The following is a 24404-nucleotide window of genomic DNA, read 5'->3' on the forward strand; positions in this document are numbered from 1 at the left end:
GCCGCCGTCTCCAAGGTCCCGCGCCGCCTAGGCGCGGGCTTCCTGCAGCAGACGCTCTTCCTCGCTGGTCTGCGGGTTCCGGCCGATTGCGAGGCCGACGACGGTCACCACGGCGGACACCGCGAGGTACCCGGCGATGAGGGACCAGTTGCCGGTGGCGGCGTAGAGCGCCGTGAAGATCAGCGGGGCGACGGCGCCGCCGATCACACCGGCCAGGGTGTACGCCAGCGAGCTGCCGGCGTAGCGCAGCCGGGCGGGGAACTGCTCGGTGATGTAGGCAGCCTGCGGCCCGTACATGAAGGCGTGGAAGGCGAGGCCAATCACGACGCCGATGGTCAGCATCAGCACGGACTTGCCCTGGATCATCAGGAAGAATAGCGGGATGTAGACGGCCGTGCCGACGGCGGCGATGCCGTAAACGAGGCGGCGGTTGAAGCGGTCCGTGAGCGCTCCGGCGGCCGGGATCAGGGCGAGCTGGAAGGCGGAGCCGATCAGGATGGCGCCAAGGACGTTGCCGGTGGTCATGCCGAGCTGCTTCGTGGCGTACAGAGCCACGAAGACGGTGAAGAGGGAGTAGAGCACGTCGGGGCAGATGCGCGACAGGGCGGCTGCCAGCAGGGCGCGGGGTTCCTTGGTGAAGACCTCCTTGATGGGGGCCTTAGGCGCCTCGCCGTGGGCCTGGATGGCTTTGAAGACGGGGGTTTCCTCGAGCCTGAGCCGGATCAGGAGGCCGAAGACCACCAGCAGGGCGGAGGCCAGGAAGGCCACGCGCCAGCCCCAGGACAGGAACGCCTCGTTGCTGAGGGTTGCAGCGAGCAGGGCCAGCACGCCGTTGGCCATCAGGTTGCCGGCCGGCGGGCCGATCTGGGCGGCCGAGGACCAGAAGCCGCGTTTGCGGGCGTCGCCGAATTCGCTGGAGAGCAGGACCGCGCCGCCCCATTCGCCGCCGACGCCGATGCCCTGCGCCAGGCGCAGCAGCACCAGGATGGCCGGGGCGGCGACTCCGATCGCCGAGTAGTCGGGCAGCACTCCGATGAGGACGGTGGCGACGCCGATCAGCATCAGAGTGACCACGAGGACGTGCTTGCGGCCGATCTTGTCGCCGAGGCGGCCGAAGATCACCCCGCCGATGGGGCGGGCCAGGTAACCGACGGCGAAGGTGGAGAAGGACAGCAGCAGGCCCACCAGCTCGTCACCGACCGGGAAGAAGATCTTGGGGAAGATCAGCGCCGAAGCCACGGAGTAGATCGCGAAGTCGTAGTACTCCAGCGAGGTGCCGGTGAGGCTCGCGATGTAGGCCTTGAGGGCGCCGGGCGGCAGCTTCTTCTTGCTGCCCGCCGGAGCGGCCTGGTTCGGTGTGGACATGATGTTCCTCCAGTTGCGGGTGGTGCCTGGGCTGGTTGGTTTGGGTTGCCTAGATGAAGGGGGCGGTGCCGATGCCGGCGGCGTTGAGCGCTTCGCGGACCGCGGCGGCCATGGCGACGGCTCCCGGGGAGTCGCCGTGGACGCAGATGCTCTCGGCCCGGATCTTCAGGATGGAGCCGTCGATGGTGCGGACCGCGGAGTCGGCGGCCATCCGGAGCACATGCTCGGTGACTTCGGCGTGGTCGTGCAGCACGGCTCCGGGGAGCGTGCGGGACACCAGGGTGCCGTCCGGGTTGTAGGCGCGGTCCGCGAAGGCTTCGGTGACCGCACGCAGCCCGGCCGCCTCGGCCAGGCGGAGCACCTCCGAGCCCGGAAGGCCCAGTATGGCGAGGTTTGGATCGACGGACTTCACGGCGTCGACGACGGCCCGCGCCTGCGCGGTGTGCGCGACGATCGCGTTGTACAGGCCGCCGTGCGGCTTGACGTAGCTGACCCTGCCGCCTTCCGCGGCTGCCAGGGCCTGCAGGGCACCAATCTGGTAGACGACGTCGTCTGCCAGTTCGCCCGGATCGATGTCCAGGAAGCGGCGGCCGAAGCCGGCCAGGTCGCGGTAGCCGACGTGGGCGCCGATCATGACGCCGGCGGCGACCGCCTCGCGGCAGGTCTTTCGGATGACGGAGGGATCCCCGGCGTGGAAACCGCAGGCAACGTTGGCGCTCGATACGGAGCGGAACATCGCGGTGTCGTCGCCGAGGCTCCACCGTCCGTAAGACTCGCCGACGTCGCTGTTCAAGTCGATGGTGGTCAGCCCGCTGTTTGCCATGTGTGATCCTCGTCTCATTGCTTAGCCCCTACTAGGATGCACCATTCTGTTGGATTGTTCAACAATCCGACGATTCCCACTTGGAACAATCGTGTAGATTCGGCACTATGACGACTTCCGACGCTGGCCCCCGAGCCCTGGCGGCCGCGGCGCGCCTGCGCATCGCCGTCCCGTCGGTGGCGGACCGGGTTGCGGCAGAACTCCGCCAGCAGCTGGCCGATGGCGTGCTGCTGCCCGGCACCCGGCTGACCGAGTCGACGATTGCAGAGGAACTCGGCGTCTCCCGCAACACCGTCCGTGAGGCCTTTGCCGAACTCGCCGCGGAACGGCTGGTGGTCCGGCACCCCAACCGCGGGGTCTTTGTGGCCAGCCTGGCCCCCGGCGACATCCACGATGTGTACACGGTGCGGCGCGCCGTCGAGGTCGCGGCCCTTCGGGGCGGGGGGAGCCCGGAGCGGGTGGCAGCGGTCCGCGCCGCGGTCGAGGAGGGGAAGGCCGCGGCGGCGGCCGACGACGAAGAGGCCCTGGGCACCGCGAACCAGCATTTCCACCGCGCGATCGTGGCCCTGGCCGGGAGCCGCCGGCTGGACACCATCATGTCCCAGGTCCTTGCCGAGATGCGCCTGTTCTTCCACAAGGCCACCGTGGACGCGCATTTCTATCGCAGCTACCTCGACGACAACGAACAGATTTGCGCCGCGCTCGAAGCGGGCAAACCGGACCGGGCCGCGGAGCTCCTGCTGGCCTACCTCGACCGCTCGGAAGAGAAGCAGAGCGCCGTCCACGGGGAGTGAGTGGGGCCGTCCGGGGACGGTCCCACCGGCCGCTTGCTAGGCTGAAAACATGAAACGCACCCTCGCCGCTGCGTCCCTTGCCGTCCTCGCGATTGCCCTTTCGGGCTGCGGCCAGGTGCAGCAGGCCACCGACAAGGCCGTCAGCGACGGCGCCTCCAAGGTCGCCACCGCGGCCGGCAACGAGGTCAAGAAGCAGGCCTGCTCCCTCGTGGCGGACGGCCTGGTCAGCGCGTCGGACAAAAAGGCGTTGGGCAGCCTCGTCTCAGGCGCCCAGGCCGCCGGCATGCCCGCGGAGATCACGACGCCGCTCAAGAAGATCGCGGATTCGGGCGACCAGGTGCCGGCCGATTCGATCAAGGCCCTCCAGGACGCCTGCGCCAAGTAGCCGGCATACGGGCGGCCGCCTAGCGCTTGCCCTTTTTCCGTGATCCCTTGCCGCGGCCCTTGTCCGGGTTCGGCGCGTAGCGCTGCGCCACCTTCGGCTTCTTGACGGCGGGGCCGCGCCGGTCCGGCTTCGGTTCGCGTTTGGGCTTCTCCTGCTGCGCGGACGGCTGCCGTGAGCTGGCCGCGGTGCGGCCGCGGACGATTCCGATGAACTCCTCGATCACCTCGTCGGTGGAATCGCTCGGCCAGGCCAGGGCGATTTCGGTGGTCGGCGCCCCGGTAAGTTTGCGGGCCACGGTGTCCTTGACGTTGAAGTGGCGCGCCACAGACATCGGCAGGACCACCAGGCCGGCGCCACTGGCGACCACCTGCAGGGCCTGCTCGGGTCCGCCCAGGCCGGCAACATCGAGGAAAGTCTCGGCGGCCAGGTCCGCCAACGCGACCTCCTCGAACACCGAGATTTCGTGGCCCTTCGGCGCCACCACCACGGGCTGCTCTTCGTAAAGCGGGATGACGCTGAGGCCCTCGCGCTCCACCGGCAACCGGACGAAGCTGAGGTCCGCAGTGCCGTCGCGCAGCACGGTCAGCTGGGCGCCGTCGTCGGACATAAAGGCGCGCAGCGGAACGTCGGGCATCCGCTCTTCCCAGCGGCGGATCCACTTGCCGGGTGTCACCCCGGCCACGTACGCGAAGCTCAGCTCCCGCGTCTCGGGTACCGAATCGTCGTGGGGCTGGGCGGTTTCTTCTTCTGCGGACACATGTTCACAGTACCGTCCGCACCGCAGGAGGGCTCCGGTCCGGCGGTTGGATGGTGCCCTCCGCGCATCCCGCCGGATACCCTTGAAGCATGACCTCTGCAAACTCCCAGTCCATGAAGCCGGCCACCGTTGCCAAGAAGCTTGGCATCTACCTGCCCGCAACACCCCAGGAGTTTCAGGATTCGGTCATCACCCGCGCTGATTTCGCCGAACTCCAGGCCAACCCGCCGGAGTGGCTCGCCGAACTGCGGCGCACCGGCCCGCACCCGCGCCCGGTCGTCGCGCAGAAGCTCAACGTCTCCATCAGCGGCCTGGCCCGCGGCGGCGTCGAGGAAGCGCTGACGACGGCGGAAATCACTGCCCTGCTGCAGGCTCCCCCGGCGTGGCTGGTCGCCGAACGCGCCACCCACGCGGCAGTCCGCGCCGAAGCCCAGCGCGTCAAGGACGAGGCTGCGAAGAAGGACGCCAAGAAGGCCCGCGCCAAGGCCGAGTAGCCGCCGCCGTTTCGACGGTTCCGTGCCCACTCGACGCTGCCAACCGCCCTGCCGGCAGGGAACCGTCGAAACGGCGGGGTACCGCGCCTAGTCCTGGTGCAGCTGCACGTAGTTCCCGCAGCCGTCGTCGAGCACGACTGTCGTGCCGCCGGGGCCCTCCGAGGGTTCGCCTTGGAACATCACGCCCTTAGCCGCCAGCCGCTCGTACTCGGCCCGCACGTCAGGGACGCCGAACACGATCGCCGGCAGGCCGGCGTCGTGGCAGGCGTTCATGTAGGCGGCGCCGATCGGGTTATCGCTCGGCTCCAGCAGCAGTCCCACCGAGCCGCCGCCCGCGCCCTCCGGATCCTTGATGATGTAGAGGTTGTGTTCCGGCAGCGCCATCAGTGATTCAAAGCCCAAAACACCGGTGTAGAACTCGTGGGCGGACGCCGGGTCCTTGACGTGGATGGAGCACATTTTTAGTCGCATGCGCCCTAGGCTACGCCGGGACGGACCGGGCGGGAACCGGCCATTGACGGCCCGGCCGCGATGGATTCCAATGGAATCAGCGGAACAGCGCCCGCCCGGGACGGGTTCCGCAGGAGGTGTGCGATGCCGTCACTGTCGGGATCCGGTCCGCTGTGGGCCCTACAAATCCTACCCCTCGCCCTTCTAGTGATTGCCGCCGCGGCCGGGTCGGTCTACCTCGCGCGAAAGCACCAAGCGTCCGACGGCGGCCTGCCGGATGCGGTCTTCTGGGACGGCTTCGCAGGACTCGCCATCATCGCCCCCGCGGTCCTGCTGCCGTCGCTGGCGTCCCCTCCGACCGGGCTGCTGCTCACCGCCCTTGCCGTTGCAGCGGCCGCCCTCAGCTACCGGTGGACACCAAAACTGTTCCGCTGGCGGGAGGTCCGGCAGGCCGTCCGGGACGCGTCGGCCGCCGACGCAGCCGCGGCCGAGCGGCACCGTGAGGCCCTCGCACGATGGCGGCGCTACGAGCTGGACCCCGCCTTCTGCATCGAATTCCCGGCGATGAGCGATCCGCTCCGGCCGGAAACCTCCGCCATGCTCAAGGCGATGAGGACAGCCGAGCGGCTGCGCCATGGATCCGGCCCGGACCGCGGGACACCCGGCCGCTACAGCACCGCCGTCGACCGCCTGGAACAAGCGCTGGCGGAAGCAGAACGCGCCGCCGGCGCGCTGCAGTTTTCCAATGAAGGGGCACGATGACTGACATCACGATTATCGGCAGCGGCAACATGGCACGGGCGATCGGCCTCCGGGCGGTCGCCGCGGGACGGTCCGTCCAGGTCCTGGACCGGAGTCCGGACAACGCCGCCAAACTCGCGGCGGAACTGGGTTCCAACACGGCGTCCGGGGGCCTGGGCGATGTGCCCGAGGGCGACATCGTGGTCTTGGCCCTCTACTTCGAGCCGGCCAAGGAGGTCGCCACCCACTATGGCGACACGCTCAGTGGCAAGACGGTGATCGAGATCAGCAACCCGGTGAATATGGAGACCAGGGACTCGCTGGAGGTCGAGCCGGGGACTTCCGCGGCGGAAGAGGTGGCCAAGCTCCTCCCCGGCGCCCGGGTGGTGAAGGCGTTCAACACGACCTTCGCGGGCACCCTGGCAGAAGGCTCCGCGAAAGGCATGCCGCTGGACGTCTTCATCGCCTCCGACTCCGAGGCGGCCCGGAACGAGGTGGCCGCCTTTGTCGCCGCGGCAGGACTCCGGCCCCTCCAGGTCGGGGCACTGCGCCACGCCCGCGAACTGGAGGGGATGCAACTGCTGGTGATCGGCCTGCAGCTGAACCCGGCCTACGAGTCCTTCAACTGGGGGACGGCGCTGAAGATCATCGACTGAGCACGCCGCCGGTCCGGCCGGCCTAGAGTTCGACCGTGCCGCTTTCCCCGACGCTCATCCGGCTGTTGGTGACCTTCGACTTCACCCACTGCAGGACGGTCGCGGCCGTGCCGCCCGGGCTGGACCAGTACTCGGCCGAGTCCGAATCGACGCGCAGCAGGACCACCCCCGGGGTTTCTGGGCCGTCCGGGAACCACGCCTCGACTGCCTGGTTCCAGCGGTCACGGATTTTCTGCCGGTCCGTGACGACCGCTGCCGTGCCGGCCACGGAAACCCATTCGGTACGCTTCCCGAAGGACACGTTGACGGTGGGGTTGGCCGTGATGTGGGCGACCTGCGAGGTGTCGGCCGACGTAAAGAACCACATGTCGCCGTCGTCCTCGACGTTCTGGACGGCCAGCGGCCGGCTGACCAGGGCGCCCTTTTCGTTGATGGTGGTGAACATCCCGATCCGCGAATCGTTAATGATCTCTGTCACCGCGCTGATGTCCTGTGCGTCCGACATGCGCTCACCTCGTTCTTGATCCAACGGGGAAGGTCCCCCTACCGCCAGCCTATTGATAAGCGTGCTTACTTTTCAAGGTGCACGCCAGGCGGCTGTCAGGAGGAGGACCTTCGGCGGTCGGATGCCGGCAGTAATGGACCAGGTCAGTTGCCCCGGGACAGCACCTGGCCTTTGAAGAATTCGGGGCGCAGCCGGGCCATGACCAGCATCAGCACCACCCCCAGCAGGATCACGCCCATCCCGAGGATAAAGACCAGGCCGAGACCTCCGATGGAGGAACCTGAACCGTACCCCGGGTCCATCGAGTCGTAGGCGGTCTTGACGAACATCACCAGCAGGATGACGCCACCCAGCAGCGGGGCCAGGAACTTGAAGAAGAAAGAGTGCGCACCGCTGAACGCCTGGGCGCGGAAGAACCAGACGCAGGCCAGGGCGGTGATGCCGTAGTAGAAGCAGATCATCATGCCCAGGGCCGTGATGGTGTCCCACAGGGCGTTCTCGGACAGAGTGCGCGTGATGACGTAGAACGCGGCAGCAGCCACGGCCGAGGCAACGGTGGCGTAGCTCGGCGATTTGTAGCTCGGGCTGATCTTGCCGAACTTGTGCGGCAGTGCCTTGTAGTGGCCCATGGACAGGAGGGTGCGCGCCGGGGACACGAACGTGGACTGCAGCGACGCGGCCGAGCTGCTGAGGATGGCCAGCGACATCAGGATCGCGAACGGGCCCATCACGGGACCGGCGAGGACGGCGAAGATGCTGCCCTGGTTCTCCGGGTTTCCCGCGCCGAGGCCTTCTTCACCGATGCCGGCGAAGGCCAGGGTGGACAGCGCGACAGTCATGTAGATAACCACGATGACCAAGACCGTGACAGTGGCGGCGCGCCCCGGGGTCTTCTCCGGGTTCCGTGTCTCCTCGTTCATGGTCAGCGTGACGTCCCAGCCCCAGTAGATAAAGATGGAGAGCGAAACGCCGGCCGCGAAGGCGGAGAAGGACTCGACGGCGAAGGGGTTGAACCAGTCCGGCGCGATGGCGGTGGCGTCAAAGGCCGTTCCGTTGGCCACGTGGCTGAAGGCGGCGACGGCGAACCAGCCCAGGACGAGCAGCTGGAAAGCGACCAGCACGTACTGGACGGTCTTGGTGGTTTCCATGCCGCGGTACGAGATCCAGCATGCGAGGGCGATGAAGACCAGGGTCGTGGCGATGTTGAGCGGCAGGTTGGTGGTCAGGTCCGCCAGGTCAGGGTTGCCGAAGAGCTGCGCCAGCATGAGGTAGAAGAAGTCGACGGCGACGGCCGCCAGGTTGGACAGCACGATGATGGTCGCGGCGATCAGCCCCCAGCCGCCCATCCAGCCGATCCACGGGCCAAACGCCCGCGACGCCCAGGTGAACGAGGTGCCGGCGTCGGGCATGGCATTGTTCAGCTCGCGGTAGCCGAAGGCCACCAGCAGCATGGGGAGGAAGCCGACGAGGAAGATGGCCGGCAAGTGGACGCCGACCTCGGAGACCGTCGGGCCCAGGGCGGCGGTCAGGGTGTAGGCCGGCGCGATGCAGGAGACACCGATGACGACGGCGCCGATCAGCCCCACCGATCCGGCTTTCAGTCCTTTTTCGCTCAGGCCGTGGCGCTGCTCGGTGTGTGCGGCCTTGGAGGTCGCGTGTTCGGTGGTCATGCTCGTGCCTCTCGGGAGGTGTCATTCGACGTTGAATGGGACAAGTTCTTGAGTTCGTAATCACTGGGGACCACGATCATCGGCACCGGCAGCGCGCGCAGGATGCGGTTCGCGGTGCTGCCCAGGAAGATGGAGCGGTTCCGGGCGAGACGGCTCGAACCGATGAGCAGGACCTCTCCGGGCTCCCACTCGAGCCGGTCCACCGCCTCCTCGACGCTGCGGCCCTGGGCCACCACGACGCCGGCCTGGCCGGCCAGCGAGCCGCCGGACGCGGTGGCCGGAAGGGCTGCCGCAAGGTGTTTGCTCGCGTAGTCGCGGGCGGCCTCGGCGGCTTCCGCCGAGTCCCCGTCGTCCAGGGTCAGCAGCGAGACGACGCGCAGCGGCACTTCCCGGTTCACTGCCATGGAGACGGCGAAGTCCAGCAACTCTTCCGCGCCCGGGCGGTCTCCGAGTCCGCAGCTGACGCGGGTCAGGGCCTCGCGGCGGTGGTAACCGTGCGGGGCCAGCGCCACCGGGACGGTGGCGGCGTGCAGCAGGGCGCTGGCCACGGAACCGACGGTGAAGCGCTTGAACAGCCCGTTGCTCGTCGCGCCGATGACGAGCATGTCCGCCTGGAACTCGTCACAGGCCTCGATCAGGGTCTGTGCATCCGATTCACCGCTGCGGATGTGGGTTTGCGCCGGGACGTCCGCGGGCACCAGGGCCAGCGCTTCGTCGAGCCATTCGCTCGCCTGCTGGTGCAGGTAGCTGTCATAGCCTGCGGCGGGCGCGTGCGCCGCGTTGAACACTCCGGCGTCCGGGATGGCCACCACCAGGTCCAGGCTCGCGCCACGGCCGCGGGCCAGGGAGACGGCCAGATTGACGGCATCGCGGCCTCTGGCATTGGCTGAATACCCCACTACGTAACGCATCTGGCCGACCTCTCTGTTTCTTTGGGATAAGGGTTTGCGGATAGGGACGTGCGTGCCGGGCTTTAGCGGCCGGCCGGGGTGCGGTCGGCGGCGGCGACGATCCGGGCCGCCGTCGCACGCCCCATCCGAACGGCGCCGTCGACGTGCTGGTAGCCCTCGGCGGCGAGGTCGGAGGATGCCCAGTAGATCGGTCCCACCGGGGCGTGCTGGTCCTTGCCGTAGCGGTGCAGTCCGCCCAGGTCATAACTGGCCGCGTAGGCACCGCGGGTCCATTCCTCCGAGCCCCAGTCAGACTCGTAATAGACCTCCGGTTCCAGCGCCCTGGGACCCAGGAAGCCGGCGATTGATTCGAGGATGGCGCCGCGGCGGTCCTCGGCGCTGAGCTCGAACATGGCGTCCGCTTTTTCGTCCGAGACGAAGCCCACCAGGGTGCCGCGGGGATCCTCGAAGTTGGTGTTGTCGTAGACCTCCTGGACCAGCGCATCGGCCCCGAAGCAGGTGCCGGACAGTCCATCTTCCCGCCAGAACGGGGTGCTGTAGACGGCGTGCACCTTGATGACCAGGCCCAGCGACTGGTGCTGGTGCATCTGATGCTGGCGGCGCGGCAGCGGCGGGTTATAGGAGACCCGGGAATAGAGGTTCGGCGGGACGGCCATGATCACGAAGCGGGCATTCACCGTTGCGCGGTCCGACACCACGGTCGCCCGGTGGCCGGCGGCACTCTCCGCCCAGTTGATCGTGCGCACCGGGCTGGAGAGGACGACGTCGTCGCCCAGTTCCGCCGCCTGCAGCAGCGAGACCTGCTGCATGCCCCCGACGACGCGCCGGTCCAGGATGAAGTCTTCATCGGTGAGGTTGGTGAAGGAGCCGGCCGACGCCGCCATCAGCACCGCCTGCAGGGCGGAGAAGGCGTGCGCGGGCTTGGTCAGCATGCCCCCGGCGATGAAGAGGCCGATGTTGTTGCAGGCTTCCTCATCCGCGGAGTTCGCGCGCAGCCAGTGGTGGAAGGAGATGGTGTCCAGCTCGCGGGCCTTGGGGTGCGCCCACGGCTCGGTGGCGCCGATTTCCGCGGCGAGGGAGTCCAGCAGGGCGGTCAGCTTGTCCATTTCGGCCGCCGTGGTGTCACTGACCGGGAAGGTCTCCCCGGTGTAGAGCGTGCGCTTGCCGCCGGCGCCGATGTACACGGACTTTCCGTCGCGATAGCGGTCGTAGGTTTTCAGGCCGAGCTCATCGAGGAGGCCCAGCAGCGCGGTCTGGTCCGGTGAAACCCACTGGCCGCCGATCTCGAGCATGGCGCCGTCGATGGTGTCCGTCCAGGTCCGGCCACCCACGCGGTCGCGCGCCTCCAGCACGGCGACGCTCAGTCCCGCCTTCCGCAGCTCCCGGGCTGCGGTCAGGCCGGCCGGCCCGGCTCCAACGATGACGACGTCGCGGTCAAGTTCCAGCATGATGTCCTCTCTGTGGCCGCGGAGTGATGCGAACCACTAAATGAATGCCATTCATTTAGGATGACTATAGCGCTACGGTTGGAAAGAGGGAAGACCCCGACGCAAAGTCACGTGCGGTGGAATAATCCAGGGGACAGCCCAGTAGAAAGGACCGGAATGCCGGCAGCCACCAGCGCCACAGCGGAGCCGCACCGCCCCGATGCCAAGCAGCGCCGCCGCGTGGGCCGGCCCCCCACGGCCGTTCTCGACCTGGACGGCATCACGGCCGCCGCGCTGCAGTTGGTCCGCAAGAGCGGTTATGACGGATTCACCATGGCCGCCCTTGCCCGTTCGCTGAATGTGGCGCCGTCGGCCCTCTACAACCACGTGGCCTCCAAACGGGAGGTGTTGGTCCTTATCCAGGACCACCTGACGTCGTTCGTGGACGTGTCCGCGTTCCAGACCGAACCCTGGGACCAGGCGGTGCGGGACTGGGCCTGGAGTTACCGCGATGTCTTCTCCCGGCACACGCCGCTGATCCCCGTGATTGCGGTGCTCCCGGTCGCGGATGCCCCCAAGACCCTTGCCATGTACGAGGCCGTTAGTGCAGGATTTCGCCGGGCAGGTTTCCCGCTAGAACGCATCGTTCCAGCGATTGTGGCCCTGGAGTCCTTTATCTTCGGCTCCGCATACGATGTGACGGCCCCGGCGGACATCTTTGATTCCGGCAGCCTGGCGGCCTCGACGCCGAACTTCTCCGCCGCCGTGGGCAGCCTCGGCGATCAGGGCTACGCGAACCAGGCGGATGTGGCTTTCGGCCTCGGGCTTGAGGCACTGGTTGCCGGGTTCGGGGCACTGCGCACGTAAGGTGCAGGCTAGAGCTTTCCGTAGCGCGCGCGGGCCATCGAGTACACGCCGTAAGCGACCAGCCCTGCCGCGACGGCTGCGAGCAGGAACACGCCATACGGCTGGGAGCCAAGGGTTTTCAGGCCGCCGTCCAGGCCCGTTGATTTCGACGGATCCGCGGTGGCCGCGGCGACGACGATGAGGACACCGGCCAGGGCGAGCACCACGCCTTTGGCGACATAGCCGATGGTGCCGATCCACTCGACCGCCGTGCGGGCCTTGCCCGGATCCTGCAAATCCTTCATGAACTTCCGCGTGAGCCCACGGTAGGCGTAGAAGACGCCCGCGCCGATGATTGCCAGTCCAATGGCGGTCAGCAGCACCACACCGGCCGGCGCCGCCATGAATTTGGCAGTGAAGTCACTGGCCGACTGGCTGGAGCTTTTGCTGCCGCCCGAGGCGAAGACAGCGAAGGTGAAGGCCAGGAAACCGAACACCACAGCCTTCCCGGCGGCCGACGCCGCCTTCTGCAACTTCTTCTTCGGGTCGGATTCGGAACGGGCCTCGAACACGGCCTCGCCGACCATCCAGAGGGCCAGGGCGGCACACGCCGCGAAACCCGCCCAGAGCAGGAAAGGGCCGCCGGGCTTGGAGGCCAGCGATCCGATTGCGCCCGACTGGTCGGCCTGGCCGCCCTGCCCCTTGTCTATTTGCAGGGCAATGGCGCCGACCAGGATGTGGACCAGCCCGATGAAGACATATCCGGCGCGTGCCAGCATCTGAAATGCGGGGCTTCGGCTCGCCGACGCCGCTTCTGATGCTGCCCGATTGGCCTTCTGCGAGGCGTTGCCCATGGCCAGCCCTTCCCGGTATGAACTTGATTGCGGTTGCCCTTCAGCGACGAGCAGGCCGCCGGCGTCACGGAATGCTTCAGTGTAGTTCCGTCCGCGGCGACCCGACAGACCCGTGGGGGCTTGGCAAAAGACGATCCTCCCCCGAAGACGCTGACTTGCTGGCTCGCAGGCGCAAGCCGGGCTAGGGTGGCGGCAATAATCACTCTTGGAGGGGGACCAATGAGGTTTTGGCGCTCGGTGATGACCAGAACAGCGGTTGCGGCGGCACTGCTCGGGGTCGCTTTGGCCGGCTGCCAGCCGAGCCCAGGTCAACCCAACGCAGTGCCGTCGAATGTAACGCCCCCCATTGCAGCGGCGGCAGCGCCGGCCGCGGTGGCCACCCCTTCTTCGACTGAGTTCGCGGCCATCATCCAGGCGGCAGTCGAGGATCGGAACGGCACTGCCCTCGATACCCCTCCGGCCCCGCGGTTACCCGAGGCGAAGACGACGGCGGACTACCGGGCCAAACGGGACCGCGACCTGCCAGTGGTCACGCAGTCGAAGGCCCGCTTCAAGTCCTTCGGATTCTGGTACACCTCCTTTTCGACGACGGTGACCGTGGAGCCGATGGAGGTTAAGGGCGCTGCAGCGTCCGTCCATTTCAAGGAATTGACGGAGCAGCATCTGGCTTCGGCGACCAACGGCCCGAGCAACGTCCCCGAGGAATACTCGTTGCCGCAGATCGCGACATTCAGGGCGTCCGCCGGGGGCTGGCAAATCGACAGCATCACCCCGGTCGGGAACAACTTTGGCTTGCCGATGTCCGTCGTTGCGGACTGAGGCCGCCCTGGTCCGCGCAGCCGAACCGAACGTGGCCCCGTGCCGGAGGCAGCGGAAACAGTCGGGGTCGGGTGGTTTTTGAAAGGTCCGGGACAGTGCACGCGACCGGGACTTGCTGGGGGTATCCGGCTGCGACGACATCCTGGAAGGTCGCCGCAGCACCGGCGATGGAGAACTTGACCGGTACGGCCTGACCGGGTGAGGCAGCGTTCAGGGCCGGGGCGTGACAACACCGGACACATCCGCAGTGAAGGCGCCGACGGACTGGTCATTGGTCTTCCCCAGTCCGGGGGAAGAGACGACGGCGGTTACCGGGGCGCCCGGCGCGAAACCGTCAGCGCTCACGCTGACGCTGACGCTTTGGCCGGCTTGGAGGGTCCGCCGCGAGCCTACCAGTGAGCCAGCCGAGCTGCTGGCCGATGCCCAGTCCCTCCATCGGGCTTTCGTACTCCCAGTTCCCGTCTTCGAGGGCGGTGCGGTCCTGGCCGCCGCACAGCGCGACCAGCCGGACGTTGTCGATGCCGGTCAGAGGCCGGGGCGGCACGCTCCTTGTCCAAGGATGGCGAGGCCATTGAGGTCCCCGGCCTGGTAGGCGGTCACGCCGACGGTGTCGGAGGGGTTCATCAACTGGGTCGGATCCTGGACGTGGTCGAGCCCGACGACATGGCCGAGTTCGTGCTCGATGACTCCGCGGGCCTGGGCCAGTCCTTCACGGTTGATCATGGACTGCATGCCGGGCCCGTTCAGTTCCAGCTGGCCGCTGACGTAGGCGAACCCGGAGCCGCCGATGCTGACAGCTTCGCTGCCGCCCAAGCCCATGACGTTGGTGCCGACCTGGTTGTTGGTGAAGCGGGGCTCCTCGGCGGTGGTTTCCCAGGCGATCAGCACCGGGGCCCAGCGGTCCCCGTACCTGGCCGGCTGGTAGGACTCGTGCTGCGCGGAGGGCGCTTCGGTGGTGGCGCCGTCGTTGATGAACACCAGCCCGGTAGCCCGGGATACTGCAGCAATGGCTTCCTGGATGAACTGCGGTCCGGCGGCCGGTGAGTTGGCCGCGCGCGTCACGTAGTGGATGGGGCGGCACGGGTCGTAGGTCAGCGGTTTGCCGTCGTCACCGGTGTGGGTGAAGGCGTACGAACCGGACTTGGCCGTGACAGGTGCCGGATATCCGAGCGGGGCGGCATGTTCTTCGCGCCCCGGGGTGGGGTGGTCGGTAACCACACGCCTGGAACCCCCGCTGGTATCGGCCGGGGGCGCCGCAGCCGGGCCCGGGACCGGGATGTTGAGCGGCGGCAGCGGGTTGGGCAAGCCGCTGGCAGGCTGCTGGGCGGGACCGCCCAGGATGGCCGAAGGTTTCAGGTCACCGTGCAGGTACAGGGCCCCAGCGAACAGAAGGGCGGCGGCGGCGAGGACACCGACAGCTTTGAAGAGCTGCGCCACCATGCGCCCGAGCGCGCGAAGGACCCGCAGCGGCCACGGGGCGCGGCGCGGTACGACGTCCCTGTAGGCGGCTTCGGTGCGGACCGGTGCGGCATCCCATCCGGACAGCATTGGGGATGCGTGCCCCCGCCAGCCGTCCGCGGGCGCCTGGCCGCCGGCCATTTCCTCAAGCTTCCACAGTGGAATCCGCTTTGGCTCGGAGGGTTCACTCATCGGCGCTCACACCCTCACCATCGTCAGCGCCGGTGCCGCCGTAAGGAAACCCAAGGGACCGGACGACGTCTAGCGGGGCTGCGAACTACAGACCCAGGTCCTTGACCGCGGTCACCCAGTTGATCGCGATGGCCTTCTGCGCGGCCGCCAGGGTGATCTGGTGCGAGCAGACGGCCTTGTTCAGCTTCGTCTCGACGGCGTCCTTTGGGTTGGTGGTGCCCGGGGCGCCGGCCCGGTTCGGTTCCGGCCACAGGTTGGACACGGCGTTGGTGCCGCCGAGCTGGAGGCTGATGAGGTGGTCGTACTCAGTGGATGAGGCCCTGGTCTGGCCGTACTGGGTCAGGCTCTGGGCCTTGACCTTGTCGGTGTCCGAGGCGGGGGCGCGGACCGTGGTCGTGTAGCCGGATTTGCAGATAGTGGAACCTATGTTCTCCTGCGTCACGGCCGGGTCGACGGCGCCCGGGGTGCAGGCCGGGTCCGGCAGGTACAGTCCGGCTGCGGCGTCCACGGTCCGGGCCCTGCACTGGCCCGGGGTGAGGTTTTCGTCAATGGCGACCTCGTCCGGGGAATGCACAACTTTCACATCCGGTGCGGTTCCGGGCAGCGGTCCAGCCGGGATGGCGGAGACTGAGGGTGCGGTGCCGTCGGCCGGGGTGGAGTCAGCCGAGCTGTCCTCGCTGTCGGCGGACGGTGACGCGGCTGCACTGGCTTCGGCTTTCGGGGAAGCGCTGTGGGACTTCTGGGAGTTGGCGTAGAGGAAGCCGACGATTACGAGGGCAGCGACGATAAGTGCGGTGAACAGGGCGAGGCGTTTGCGGGAGAAGGTCATGGTTCCTATGTGTACGGAGGGCCGAAAACGTGTCCCCGGGCATGCAGAAGGGGAGGACGCCGAAACATCCTCCCCTTCGATGGGTCCTGGGCGCGTGAGGCGCGCAGGGAGCGCTTGAACTCCTCAGCGTCCGTAATCGGGGCCATGCCGAGCGCGTTCCGCTTCGTCCACTCCTCCATGTCGAAGGCCTTGCGGTGCTCGGGCCCTGGGGTCCTGACGGTGTCGGATCCAAGAGGTTCGCTTGGGCGAGAATCTCCTCCGCCTGGGTGGAGACAAAAAAGAACCCCGGTCCGAAGACCGGGGTTCTGATGCGTGCGCGAGGGGGGATTTGAACCCCCACGCCCTTTCGGACACTGGCACCTGAAGCCAGCGCGTCTGCCGTTCCGCCACTCGCGCGCAACTTCTTTCACCTAAGCTGGAGCCCGTATTCCGGACCATCAACCCCGTAAAAGCAGCGAGATCAAGCATAACGGACAACTGCGGGAAAACACCAATCGGGGCAGCTGGGACGCCAAAGTCCCCGGAAATCCGCACCGGAACCGCGCACCGGAGCGGCCGGCAGGCGGGGCCGCCCCGACTCCGCCCTTGACCCGGCAGCCCGGACATCCGCGCACGTCAGCGCCTGTCCGGGACAAATTTACGGCCCGGGGCGGCGGGGCTCATTAAGGTCATTCCCAGCCTTGCCCAGTAGTATCTGATGTAGGAGTGCCCGATTACGGCGGACTCCCGCGAATGTTGGAAACCGAGTTCCGGAACAAACGCTGCATCGCAGCCGTCAGGAAAGGAGAAGGACCATGGGCTTGCTGGACAAAGTCGAGCGCGGCATCGAAAAGGCCGTCCGCGGAGTCTTCTCCACCGGTTCTCGCGCCCAGGTTGAGCCGGTCGAGATCGCCAGCCACCTCCGCCGCGAAGTGGACAACAAGGCACTCACCATCGCCGCGGGCCGCACCCTCGCACCCAACGTCTTCGATGTCCTCCTCAGCGGCGACGATTTCCAGCGCGCCCAGGAATGGGGCACGCCGCTGGCCGAAGAGTTGTGCGACGTCGTCATCAACCACGTCCGCAGCCAGGGCTACACCTTGCAGGGTCCGGTGCGCATCAGTTTCCGCCGCGACGAAGAACGCCGCGCCGGCGATTTCGAGATCAAATCCCGGACCGAAAAGGCCGGCAACGCCCCCGCGCAGCCCGGGGCCCAGAGTTCCGTGCCGGCGGCCCCGACCCGCCAGCCCGGCCACCTCCAGCCTGTGCTGGACATTGATGGCCAGCGTTATTCGCTGAATGCATCCTCGGTGGTCCTGGGCCGCTCCTCCGAAGCGGACATCCTGATCGACGACACGGGAGTGTCCCGTCGTCACCTGGAAATCCGCACGGGCCAAGGCACTGCACAGGCAATCGATCTGGGATCGACGAACGGCAGCTACGTCAACGGCCACAAAGTTGTGGGCAGCTCGGAGCTCACCGACGGCGCCACGATCACGATGGGACGGACCAAAATTATCTTCCGCCTTCTGCCCGCCAACCCAGGCGGCCGCCCGTGAGTGAACTGACCATCACCGCCCTGCGCTTTGGTTTCCTGATTCTCCTCTGGGTCCTCATCTTCAGCATCGTGTCGGCCATGCGCCGTGACCTGATGATCGGCCGCAAGGCAGCCGCCGGCGCCCCCACGGCACGCCAGGTGCGCCGCAACCCGGCCCTGGCCGAGCCAGCCCCGGCGCCGGTGAAGCAGCAGGCCCGCCAACTCGTCGTCACCGAAGGCCCGCTCAAAGGCACCACGCTTGCGCTGGCCGCAAGCCCCATCCTGCTCGGCCGCGCCCAGGAAGCCACCCTGGTGCTGGAGGACGACTACGCCTCCGGCCGGCATGCCCGCCTGTTCCCACAGGGCAGCCGCTGGTTCATCGAGGACCTCGGTTCCACCAACGGCACGTATCTGGCAGATCAACAGCTGACCCGGGCGCTTCCGGTGGAGCTGGGTGTCCCCGTGAGAATCGGCAAGACGGTCATTGAATTGAGGCCGTAGCCATGGCTGCCCCCGAGACTCCCGCAGACAAGGCAGCAACTGCCCCAAAGCGGCCGCTCATCATGCGCTATGCCGCACGCTCCGACGTCGGCCGCGTGCGGTCGAAGAACGACGACTCGGCCTATGTGGGCCGCCACCTCGCCGTCGTGGCGGACGGCATGGGCGGGCACGCCGGCGGTGACGTGGCCTCAGCCGCCACCGTGCTGGATATGATCCACCTCGACCGCGACGATTACGACGGCGCCGCCGGCGAAGCCGACACCGTCCTCGCCGACGAGATCCAGACGGCCAATTCGCTGCTCTCCGAACTGGTCCACATGAACCCGAAACTGGCCGGGATGGGGACCACCGTCACGGCCCTGCTGCTGGCCGGGGGCAAGCTCCACTTCGCGCATATCGGCGATTCGCGCGCCTACCGGCTGCGCAACGGCACTTTCGAACAAGTCAGCGTGGACCACACCTTCGTCCAGCGGCTCATCGACGAGGGCCGGCTGCGCCCCGAAGAGGCGGAGACCCATCCGCACAAGAATGTCCTGATGCGTGTCCTCGGCGACGTCGACGCCAGCCCCGAACTTGACCTCGACGTCCTCGACGTCGAACCCGGTGAACGTTGGCTGCTGTGCTCTGACGGCCTGAACTACGTCGCCGGCCACGTGGTCGAACGCACCGTCCGTGAGACCAGGGACCTGCGCGAGTGCGCCGAAAAGCTCGTTGACCTCACGCTTGAGGCCGGCTCACCCGACAACGTGACGGTGGTGATGGTCGACATCGCGGAACAGACGCCCGACGACGTCAACACCGCCTCCGTCGAGGTCGTCCCCGCCCCTGCACCCGTCACCGGCACGGCTCGGACACCGCAGGCCGCCGCAGCCACTGCCATACCGCCGGCGGTCAGCACCGGCAGCACCTTCGCGGGCAAGGCCACCGAGGGCGTCCTGGGTGGAAAACCCGCCGACTCGGCCGCGAAGAGCCCAGAGACCAGCGACGACCGGGCGAAGGAACCCGAGCCCTCCACCGACCCGAACCTCGGCGAGCACCTCTCCGCCGAGGTCCTGCGCGAGGAACTCTCAACCCGTCCCCATGAGCTCGTGGGCGCCGCGGCCAGCGCTGCCGAATCGGGCTCGATTCCTTCCATCGCCGGCCGGACGGTGGCCCGCCGCGCCGCCACCGTGCTGACGCACAAGGCGGAGCAGGACAAGGACGAGACCGAAGAGTACAAGCAGCCGGTTAAACGCCGGCGCTGGCTGACTATGTCCATCGCCGCGGCCATAGTCGCGGTGCTGGGGATCGGTCTCTGGCTTGGCTACGCGTGGACGCAAACGAGGTACTACATCGGTGAGCATGACCAGCGCGTCGCCATTTTCAACGGGGTCTCCCAGCGCCTCGGCCCCATTCCGCTTTCCACCCTCGAGACGGTGACTGATATCCGGATGTCCGACCTGCCAGAGTTCTCCCAGCAGCGGGTGCGACAAACGGTTCCCGCGCGGGACCTGTACGACGCACAGCGGATCGTCAAGAACCTGGAGCGCACCGGAACGACGGCGCCGGCCGACGAGTGCCTGACGCCCTCACCCTCAGCCAGCGCAAGCGGCACGGCGCCCACGCCCACCGCTGCGCCATCACCCGGATCGGCAGCCGCGCCTGCCCCCTCCGGGTCCGCCAAACCGTCGCCGGCCCCGACGAACTGTGAGGGGGGCAAATGACGCCTATCGACCCCACCCCCAGGCCGCGCCGCAATGCCGAGCTGGTCCTGCTGGTCCTCGCCCTCGCGGTGGGTATCGGCGCGAACGCCCTCGTCGGCGTCGACCGGCAGAAGGCGTTCGACACGGATTTCTGGTTCCAGTCCGGGCTGCTCACCGCCGCGGCGCTGGCATTCCATGTGGTTCTCCGTCTTCGTGCAAAATATGCCGATCCGGTAATACTTCCGCTGGTGGTGGGCCTTAACGGCCTCGGTCTGGCCATGATCCACCGCCTGGACCGGGTTGGCGAGGACACCGGCAACAACCAGTTGCGGTGGACCCTGGTAGCCATGGCCGTCTCCATCGCAGTGATTTTCGTCCTCAAGGACCACCGGCTCCTGCGCCGCTTCACCTATATTTCGCTGGCGGCCAGCGCCGTGCTGCTGATCCTTCCGCTGGTCCCGGGAATCTCCGCCGGCGAAGTCCTCGGCGCCAGCGTCTGGATCAAGCTGGGGTCCATGACCTTCCAGCCCGGTGAACTCGCCAAGGTCACGCTCGCCATCTTCTTCGCCGGTTACCTGTCCTCCAACCGCGACCTGATCCTGCTGGCCGGCCGCAAAGTCGGCCCCCTGCAGTTCCCCCGGTTCAAGGACATGGGCCCGATGATTGCGGCCTGGCTGGTGAGCATCGGGGTGCTGATCTTCCAGCGGGACCTCGGAACGTCCATACTGTTCTTCGGCCTGTTCCTGGTGATGATCTACGTTGCCACCAGCCGGATCAGCTGGGTGATCATCGGCGTCGTGCTGATGGTGGCCGGGGGCTTCGTTGCCGCCAAAGTCTTCTCGCACGTCGCACTGCGCATCGACGGCTGGGTCAACGCCTTCACGCCCGAGGTCTACGATCGGGAATTCGGCGGCAGCCGCCAAATTGTCGAAGGGCTCTTCGGCATGGCCAACGGCGGCCTGGTGGGAACCGGCCTGGGCCAGGGCCGCCCCAATCTCGTCCCCTTCGCCAACAGCGACATGATCGTGGCCTCGTTCGGCGAGGAACTCGGATTGATTGGCATCTTCGCGATTGTGCTGATGTACCTGTTGCTGTTCACCCGTGGCTTCCGGGCCGCGCTCGGCACCCGGGACGCGTTCGGCAAGCTGCTCGCCACCGGGCTGTCCTTCGCGATTGCGCTGCAGTGTTTCGTGGTGATCGGCGGCGTAACGCGCCTGATCCCGTTGACCGGTCTCACCACGCCGTTCCTGGCCGCCGGCGGATCTTCCCTGCTGGCGAACTGGATCATTGTGGGCCTGTTGCTGATGATCTCCCACACCGCCCGCGGACCGGTGGATACCACTCCGCTGCCGCCGGGCCAGGACCCGGACGCTAACAAAGAGGCTCCGCCCGTGCCCCCGCGGCCGGCCACGGCTCCGGCCAAGAGTGCCCGTACCAGTCCAGATGCTCCCACCGAGGCGGTGAAACACCTGTGAACCAGGCCATTCGCAACTCCTGGATCGCCGCGATCGCAATGTTCGCGCTGATCTTTGGCGCGCTCAGCTACGTCCAGGTGGTCGGCGCCGACGAGCTTAAAGCCAACGCGTGGAACAGGCGCACCCTGCTGCAGAACTACTGCAATGACCGCGGGGCGATCATCGTCGGCGGCACGCCCGTGGCGCAGTCCGTTCCCGGCAGCGAAAGCTGCGCGTTCCAGCGCAGCTACACCCAGCCGGAGCTGTACGCGGGGATCACCGGCTACTTTTCCAAGAACTACGGCCTGACCGGCATGGAACTGGCCATGAACGAACAGCTCGCCGGCAGCTCCGACCAGCTCTTCCTGGACCGGGTCGGCCAGTTGTTCCTGGGCAACCAGCCCAAGGGCGCCTCGGTGGAACTCACGCTGGATCCAAAAATCCAAAAACTCGCCTACGACCTCATTCCGGAGGGCCAGCGGGGATCCATTGTGGTGACCAACCCAAAGACCGGCGCCATCCTGGCCATGGTCTCCAAGCCCTCGTACAATCCCAACCTGGTTGCCACCCAGGATGCAGACGCCGAGGCGGCCAACATCACCGCCCTGAACAAGATCCCGGGCATCAACCTGAACCAGTCCGTCAGCGGCCCCACCGGTGCACTGCTGGCCCCCGGGTCCGTCTTCAAGATCGTTGACACGGCGGCGGCCCTCAGCTCGGGCAAGTACAACAAGGACAGCGTGCTGCCCAACCCGGCCGAGATGCCGTTCCCTGGGATCCAGTACAAACTTCCGAACTACGCCGGCGGCAACTGCTACACCCGCGACACGGCCACGTTCGCCTTCGCCCTGCAGCAATCCTGCAACACGCCGTTCGCCCGGATCGCCCTCGACTTGGGCCAGAAGGCGATCGGTGACCAAGCGGCCAAGTTCGGTTTCGGCCAGGACTTTGGCGACCAGCTGAAGCTGGAGTCCGCCAAGAGCACCTTCCCGAGCGAGCCGCTGGACGAGGCCAGCCTGGCGCAGTCGGCCATCGGCCAGCGCGATGTCCGGGCCACGCCGCTGCAGATCAACATGATGACCTCCGCGATTGCCAACGGCGGCGTCCAGATGAAGCCCAACCTGGTCAAGACGCTGCGGTCCCCCGACCTGCGGATCCTCAACGAGCCCAAGCCTGAGACGCTCCGGACCTCCACCACACCGGAAATCTCCCGCCAGATCACCGAATGGATGACCAGCGTTGTCAGCGAGGGCATCGCCCGCGGTGCCGCGGTGCCGGGCATCCAGGTTGCCGGCAAGACCGGCACGGCCGAGCTCGGTACCGGCCTGAACAATTCATGGTTTACCGGGTTCGCCCCGGCCAATGACCCGCAGGTGGCTGTCACGATCGTCATGCAAGGCGTGGACATCACCACCGGCGCACAGCTAACCAGTCCGAACGCGAAGAAGATTTTTGAGGCGGTGTTGAATAAGTGAGGCCTTCATCGGGAATCACCCTCGGCGGCAGATTCCAGCTGACCACGCGCATTGCGATCGGCGGGATGGGTGAAGTCTGGAAGGCCAAGGACCTGATCCTTGGCCGGATTGTCGCCATCAAGGTCCTCAAGGAGGAGTACACCGGCGACCCCGGTTTCCTCCAGCGCTTTCGGGCCGAAGCACGGCACACCGCCCTGCTGAACCATGTGGGCATCGCCAACGTCTTCGATTACGGCGAGGAAGAGGGCTCCGCCTACCTCGTGATGGAGCTCGTCCCCGGCCAGCCGCTGAGCAGCATCATCGAGCATGAACAGGTGCTCTCACCGGACCGCACCCTGTCGATGATCTCCCAGACGGCACGGGCCCTGTCTGTTGCCCACGCCCAGGGCCTGGTGCACCGGGACATCAAGCCGGGAAATCTGCTCATCACCCCGGACGGCCGGGTCAAGGTCACCGACTTCGGCATCGCCCGCCTCGCGGACCAGGTCCCGCTTACCCAGACCGGCCAGGTCATGGGCACCGCCCAGTACCTCGCCCCGGAGCAGGCCACCGGGCAGACGGCTACCGGTGCCTCCGACATCTATTCCCTGGGCGTCATCGGCTACGAGTGCCTCACCGGGCACCGCCCGTTCTCCGGCGAATCCCAGATCGCGATCGCACTGGCCCAGGTCAACGATGCCCCGCCGCCGCTGCCGGACACGCTGCCCAGGCCCGTCCGCGCCCTGCTGATGTCGATGCTGGCCAAGGACCCCAAGAACCGCCCGGCGGACGCGATCAAACTGGCAGAGGCAGCCGATGCCATCCGCAACGGCGACATTGCAGCCGCGCACGCCGCCGTGCCCGGCATGCTGCTCTTCGAAGCGGCCACCGGTCCCGTCACCGCGCCGGTGAACGTTCCCACCGCCGCCACGGGCGTCATCGGCGCCAGCTCGGTCGAGGACAAGTCCACGTCGGCGCTGCCGGTGGTCGGTGCTGCCGGCGCCGGCGCTGCTGCCGGGCTCGCCGCGGGAGCCGCCGCTGCCAGCGGTTACGGCGCCCGCAACGCCCTGTCTCGCGCCGATGCGCTGGCCGCCGAGCGCAACTGGGACCAGGAGGAAGAGGACTACGACGGCTACGAGCCGGAGGAAGAGCCCCGCCGTCGGGGACGCAGCCCGTGGACCTGGCCGCTGATCGCCCTGATCCTGCTGGTGTTGTTTGCCCTGATGGGAGTCGTGCTGTCACAGGCTGGGGTACTTTTCCCGTCGTCCCCGGCTCCCACCAGCTCGAGTGCCAAAGCCAGCACCCCCGCGCCGACCTCCAAGAGCCCCAGTCCCACCAGCAGCTCGGCCACGCCCACACAGTCGACGCCGGCAGCGATCAATCTGTACCCAGACGCCTACAGGGGCCGGCCGTACAACGATGTCCGCAGCGAACTCATCGGGATGGGTCTGCAGGTCAAGGGCAACCAGGTGGCGGATCCGTCAACGCCCGGTACCGTCACGGACATCAATCCCTCCGGGCCGGTGCAGCGCGGCGACGTCATCACGGTGACCTACTCCAAGGGTCCGGACATGGTCGCGGTCCCGCAGTTCAAGCAGGGCGCCAGCGAGACGTCGGTGCAGCAGGCGATCGAAGCCGCCGGTCTCCGGTGGCAGAAGGGCGATCCGCTGCCCGGCACCAAGAACCAGCAGGAGGGCACCTTCGTGAGTTCTGAGCCCGTTTCGGGATCGCAAGTCCCGGCCGGGTCGGTCGTGACCTATCACCTGGCCGCCGCCCCGGCAGCACAGTCGCCGTCGCCGAGCGTCAGCGTAAGCAAGTAGG

26 protein-coding genes and 1 tRNA gene are annotated in these 24404 nt (G+C 67.4%); 13 read left to right on the top strand and 14 right to left on the bottom strand.

Going from position 1 to position 24404, the window contains the following annotated elements; genetic code table 11:
• Positions 1 to 27: 27 nt before the first annotated feature.
• Positions 28 to 1365 carry an MFS transporter gene (locus tag ACZ5Z0_RS09115; protein WP_464108129.1) on the bottom strand — a complete coding sequence of 446 codons (1338 nt, stop codon included), beginning with the start codon at positions 1363 to 1365 and terminating at the stop codon, positions 28 to 30.
• 49 nt (positions 1366 to 1414) lie between these two features.
• Positions 1415 to 2173, bottom strand: a complete 759-nt coding sequence (locus ACZ5Z0_RS09120) for a LamB/YcsF family protein (protein ID WP_138770291.1) — start codon at positions 2171 to 2173, stop codon at positions 1415 to 1417.
• Positions 2174 to 2295: 122 nt separating this feature from the next.
• On the opposite strand from ACZ5Z0_RS09120, the gene ACZ5Z0_RS09125 reads away from it, so the two are divergent.
• The gene (locus ACZ5Z0_RS09125; RefSeq protein ID WP_464108130.1) at positions 2296 to 2982 is read left to right on the top strand and encodes a GntR family transcriptional regulator; all 687 of its coding nucleotides are present in this window, start codon (positions 2296 to 2298) and stop codon (positions 2980 to 2982) included.
• 49 nt (positions 2983 to 3031) lie between these two features.
• Positions 3032 to 3367 (top strand): hypothetical protein, encoded by a 336-nt coding sequence (locus ACZ5Z0_RS09130; RefSeq protein WP_464108131.1) that lies wholly within the window; start codon positions 3032 to 3034, stop codon positions 3365 to 3367.
• Between the two features lie 19 nt (positions 3368 to 3386).
• Here the strand turns inward: ACZ5Z0_RS09130 and ACZ5Z0_RS09135 are convergent, their stop codons facing one another.
• Positions 3387 to 4124, bottom strand: coding sequence for a LysR family substrate-binding domain-containing protein (locus tag ACZ5Z0_RS09135; protein ID WP_138767872.1), 738 nt, complete (start codon positions 4122 to 4124; stop codon positions 3387 to 3389).
• An 89-nt stretch (positions 4125 to 4213) separates the two neighbouring features.
• Between ACZ5Z0_RS09135 and ACZ5Z0_RS09140 the strand changes: the two genes are divergently transcribed.
• Complete coding sequence (locus tag ACZ5Z0_RS09140) at positions 4214 to 4618, top strand: DUF5997 family protein (protein WP_138767873.1); 405 nt, start codon at positions 4214 to 4216, stop codon at positions 4616 to 4618.
• 87 nt (positions 4619 to 4705) lie between these two features.
• Here the strand turns inward: ACZ5Z0_RS09140 and ACZ5Z0_RS09145 are convergent, their stop codons facing one another.
• Positions 4706 to 5089 (bottom strand): VOC family protein, encoded by a 384-nt coding sequence (locus ACZ5Z0_RS09145; RefSeq protein WP_464108132.1) that lies wholly within the window; start codon positions 5087 to 5089, stop codon positions 4706 to 4708.
• A gap of 123 nt (positions 5090 to 5212) precedes the next feature.
• Here ACZ5Z0_RS09145 and ACZ5Z0_RS09150 point away from each other — a divergent pair, with 123 nt between their 5' ends.
• Together ACZ5Z0_RS09150 and ACZ5Z0_RS09155 are read left to right on the top strand one after the other, a co-directional pair.
• Positions 5213 to 5830 (top strand): hypothetical protein, encoded by a 618-nt coding sequence (locus ACZ5Z0_RS09150; protein ID WP_464108133.1) that lies wholly within the window; start codon positions 5213 to 5215, stop codon positions 5828 to 5830.
• On the top strand, positions 5827 to 6465 hold the full coding sequence (locus tag ACZ5Z0_RS09155) for an NADPH-dependent F420 reductase (RefSeq protein ID WP_464108134.1): 639 nt from the start codon (positions 5827 to 5829) through the stop codon (positions 6463 to 6465). Before ACZ5Z0_RS09150 ends, ACZ5Z0_RS09155 begins: the two co-directional genes overlap by 4 nt.
• Positions 6466 to 6487: 22 nt before the next feature.
• Here the strand turns inward: ACZ5Z0_RS09155 and ACZ5Z0_RS09160 are convergent, their stop codons facing one another.
• From ACZ5Z0_RS09160 to ACZ5Z0_RS09175, 4 genes are all read right to left on the bottom strand, one after another.
• Positions 6488 to 6970, bottom strand: a complete 483-nt coding sequence (locus tag ACZ5Z0_RS09160; RefSeq protein ID WP_464108135.1) for a pyridoxamine 5'-phosphate oxidase family protein — start codon at positions 6968 to 6970, stop codon at positions 6488 to 6490.
• A 143-nt stretch (positions 6971 to 7113) separates the two neighbouring features.
• A complete protein-coding gene (locus ACZ5Z0_RS09165) occupies positions 7114 to 8640 on the bottom strand; it encodes an APC family permease (RefSeq protein ID WP_138767878.1) in 1527 nt (508 codons plus the stop codon).
• Positions 8637 to 9551 carry a universal stress protein gene (locus ACZ5Z0_RS09170; protein ID WP_464108136.1) on the bottom strand — a complete coding sequence of 305 codons (915 nt, stop codon included), beginning with the start codon at positions 9549 to 9551 and terminating at the stop codon, positions 8637 to 8639. The genes ACZ5Z0_RS09165 and ACZ5Z0_RS09170 overlap by 4 nt, the downstream gene beginning before the upstream one ends.
• 62 nt (positions 9552 to 9613) lie before the next feature.
• Positions 9614 to 10999 (bottom strand): flavin monoamine oxidase family protein, encoded by a 1386-nt coding sequence (locus ACZ5Z0_RS09175; RefSeq protein WP_464108137.1) that lies wholly within the window; start codon positions 10997 to 10999, stop codon positions 9614 to 9616.
• Positions 11000 to 11155: 156 nt separating this feature from the next.
• Between ACZ5Z0_RS09175 and ACZ5Z0_RS09180 the strand changes: the two genes are divergently transcribed.
• Positions 11156 to 11845, top strand: coding sequence for a TetR/AcrR family transcriptional regulator (locus ACZ5Z0_RS09180; protein ID WP_464108138.1), 690 nt, complete (start codon positions 11156 to 11158; stop codon positions 11843 to 11845).
• 8 nt (positions 11846 to 11853) lie between these two features.
• Here ACZ5Z0_RS09180 and ACZ5Z0_RS09185 read toward each other — a convergent pair whose 3' ends face one another.
• Entirely contained in the window at positions 11854 to 12678 is an 825-nt protein-coding gene (locus ACZ5Z0_RS09185; protein WP_464108139.1) for a DUF1206 domain-containing protein, read from the bottom strand.
• A 321-nt stretch (positions 12679 to 12999) separates the two neighbouring features.
• On the opposite strand from ACZ5Z0_RS09185, the gene ACZ5Z0_RS09190 reads away from it, so the two are divergent.
• A complete protein-coding gene (locus ACZ5Z0_RS09190; protein WP_464108140.1) occupies positions 13000 to 13497 on the top strand; it encodes a hypothetical protein in 498 nt (165 codons plus the stop codon).
• Between the two features lie 210 nt (positions 13498 to 13707).
• Here the strand turns inward: ACZ5Z0_RS09190 and ACZ5Z0_RS09195 are convergent, their stop codons facing one another.
• The 5 genes from ACZ5Z0_RS09195 to ACZ5Z0_RS09215 all read right to left on the bottom strand — a co-directional run bounded on the left by ACZ5Z0_RS09195 (position 13708) and on the right by ACZ5Z0_RS09215 (position 16372).
• Positions 13708 to 13842 carry a hypothetical protein gene (locus ACZ5Z0_RS09195; RefSeq protein WP_464108141.1) on the bottom strand — a complete coding sequence of 45 codons (135 nt, stop codon included), beginning with the start codon at positions 13840 to 13842 and terminating at the stop codon, positions 13708 to 13710.
• The gene (locus tag ACZ5Z0_RS09200) at positions 13832 to 14041 is read right to left on the bottom strand and encodes a hypothetical protein (RefSeq protein ID WP_464108142.1); all 210 of its coding nucleotides are present in this window, start codon (positions 14039 to 14041) and stop codon (positions 13832 to 13834) included. Before ACZ5Z0_RS09200 ends, ACZ5Z0_RS09195 begins: the two co-directional genes overlap by 11 nt.
• Positions 14023 to 15147, bottom strand: coding sequence for a hypothetical protein (locus tag ACZ5Z0_RS09205; RefSeq protein ID WP_464108143.1), 1125 nt, complete (start codon positions 15145 to 15147; stop codon positions 14023 to 14025). Before ACZ5Z0_RS09205 ends, ACZ5Z0_RS09200 begins: the two co-directional genes overlap by 19 nt.
• An 85-nt stretch (positions 15148 to 15232) precedes the next feature.
• Positions 15233 to 15976, bottom strand: coding sequence for a hypothetical protein (locus ACZ5Z0_RS09210; RefSeq protein ID WP_464108144.1), 744 nt, complete (start codon positions 15974 to 15976; stop codon positions 15233 to 15235).
• A gap of 313 nt (positions 15977 to 16289) precedes the next feature.
• A tRNA-Leu gene (locus tag ACZ5Z0_RS09215) sits at positions 16290 to 16372 on the bottom strand.
• Between the two features lie 398 nt (positions 16373 to 16770).
• Between ACZ5Z0_RS09215 and ACZ5Z0_RS09220 the strand changes: the two genes are divergently transcribed.
• The 6 genes from ACZ5Z0_RS09220 to ACZ5Z0_RS09245 are packed head-to-tail and all read left to right on the top strand — an operon-like array spanning position 16771 to position 24403.
• Entirely contained in the window at positions 16771 to 17514 is a 744-nt protein-coding gene (locus ACZ5Z0_RS09220; RefSeq protein WP_464108145.1) for an FhaA domain-containing protein, read from the top strand.
• Positions 17511 to 17993 carry an FHA domain-containing protein FhaB/FipA gene (locus ACZ5Z0_RS09225; protein WP_464108146.1) on the top strand — a complete coding sequence of 161 codons (483 nt, stop codon included), beginning with the start codon at positions 17511 to 17513 and terminating at the stop codon, positions 17991 to 17993. Before ACZ5Z0_RS09220 ends, ACZ5Z0_RS09225 begins: the two co-directional genes overlap by 4 nt.
• A 2-nt stretch (positions 17994 to 17995) precedes the next feature.
• Complete coding sequence (locus ACZ5Z0_RS09230) at positions 17996 to 19696, top strand: PP2C family protein-serine/threonine phosphatase (RefSeq protein WP_464108147.1); 1701 nt, start codon at positions 17996 to 17998, stop codon at positions 19694 to 19696.
• Positions 19693 to 21150: an FtsW/RodA/SpoVE family cell cycle protein gene (locus tag ACZ5Z0_RS09235; protein ID WP_464108148.1), complete on the top strand. Its 1458-nt coding sequence runs from the start codon at positions 19693 to 19695 to the stop codon at positions 21148 to 21150. The genes ACZ5Z0_RS09230 and ACZ5Z0_RS09235 overlap by 4 nt, the downstream gene beginning before the upstream one ends.
• Positions 21147 to 22604, top strand: coding sequence for a peptidoglycan D,D-transpeptidase FtsI family protein (locus tag ACZ5Z0_RS09240; protein ID WP_464108149.1), 1458 nt, complete (start codon positions 21147 to 21149; stop codon positions 22602 to 22604). The genes ACZ5Z0_RS09235 and ACZ5Z0_RS09240 overlap by 4 nt, the downstream gene beginning before the upstream one ends.
• A complete protein-coding gene (locus tag ACZ5Z0_RS09245; protein WP_464108150.1) occupies positions 22601 to 24403 on the top strand; it encodes a protein kinase domain-containing protein in 1803 nt (600 codons plus the stop codon). Before ACZ5Z0_RS09240 ends, ACZ5Z0_RS09245 begins: the two co-directional genes overlap by 4 nt.
• Position 24404: the final 1 nt, after the last annotated feature.

It is taken from the genome of Arthrobacter sp. T2-23 (genome assembly GCF_055398325.1).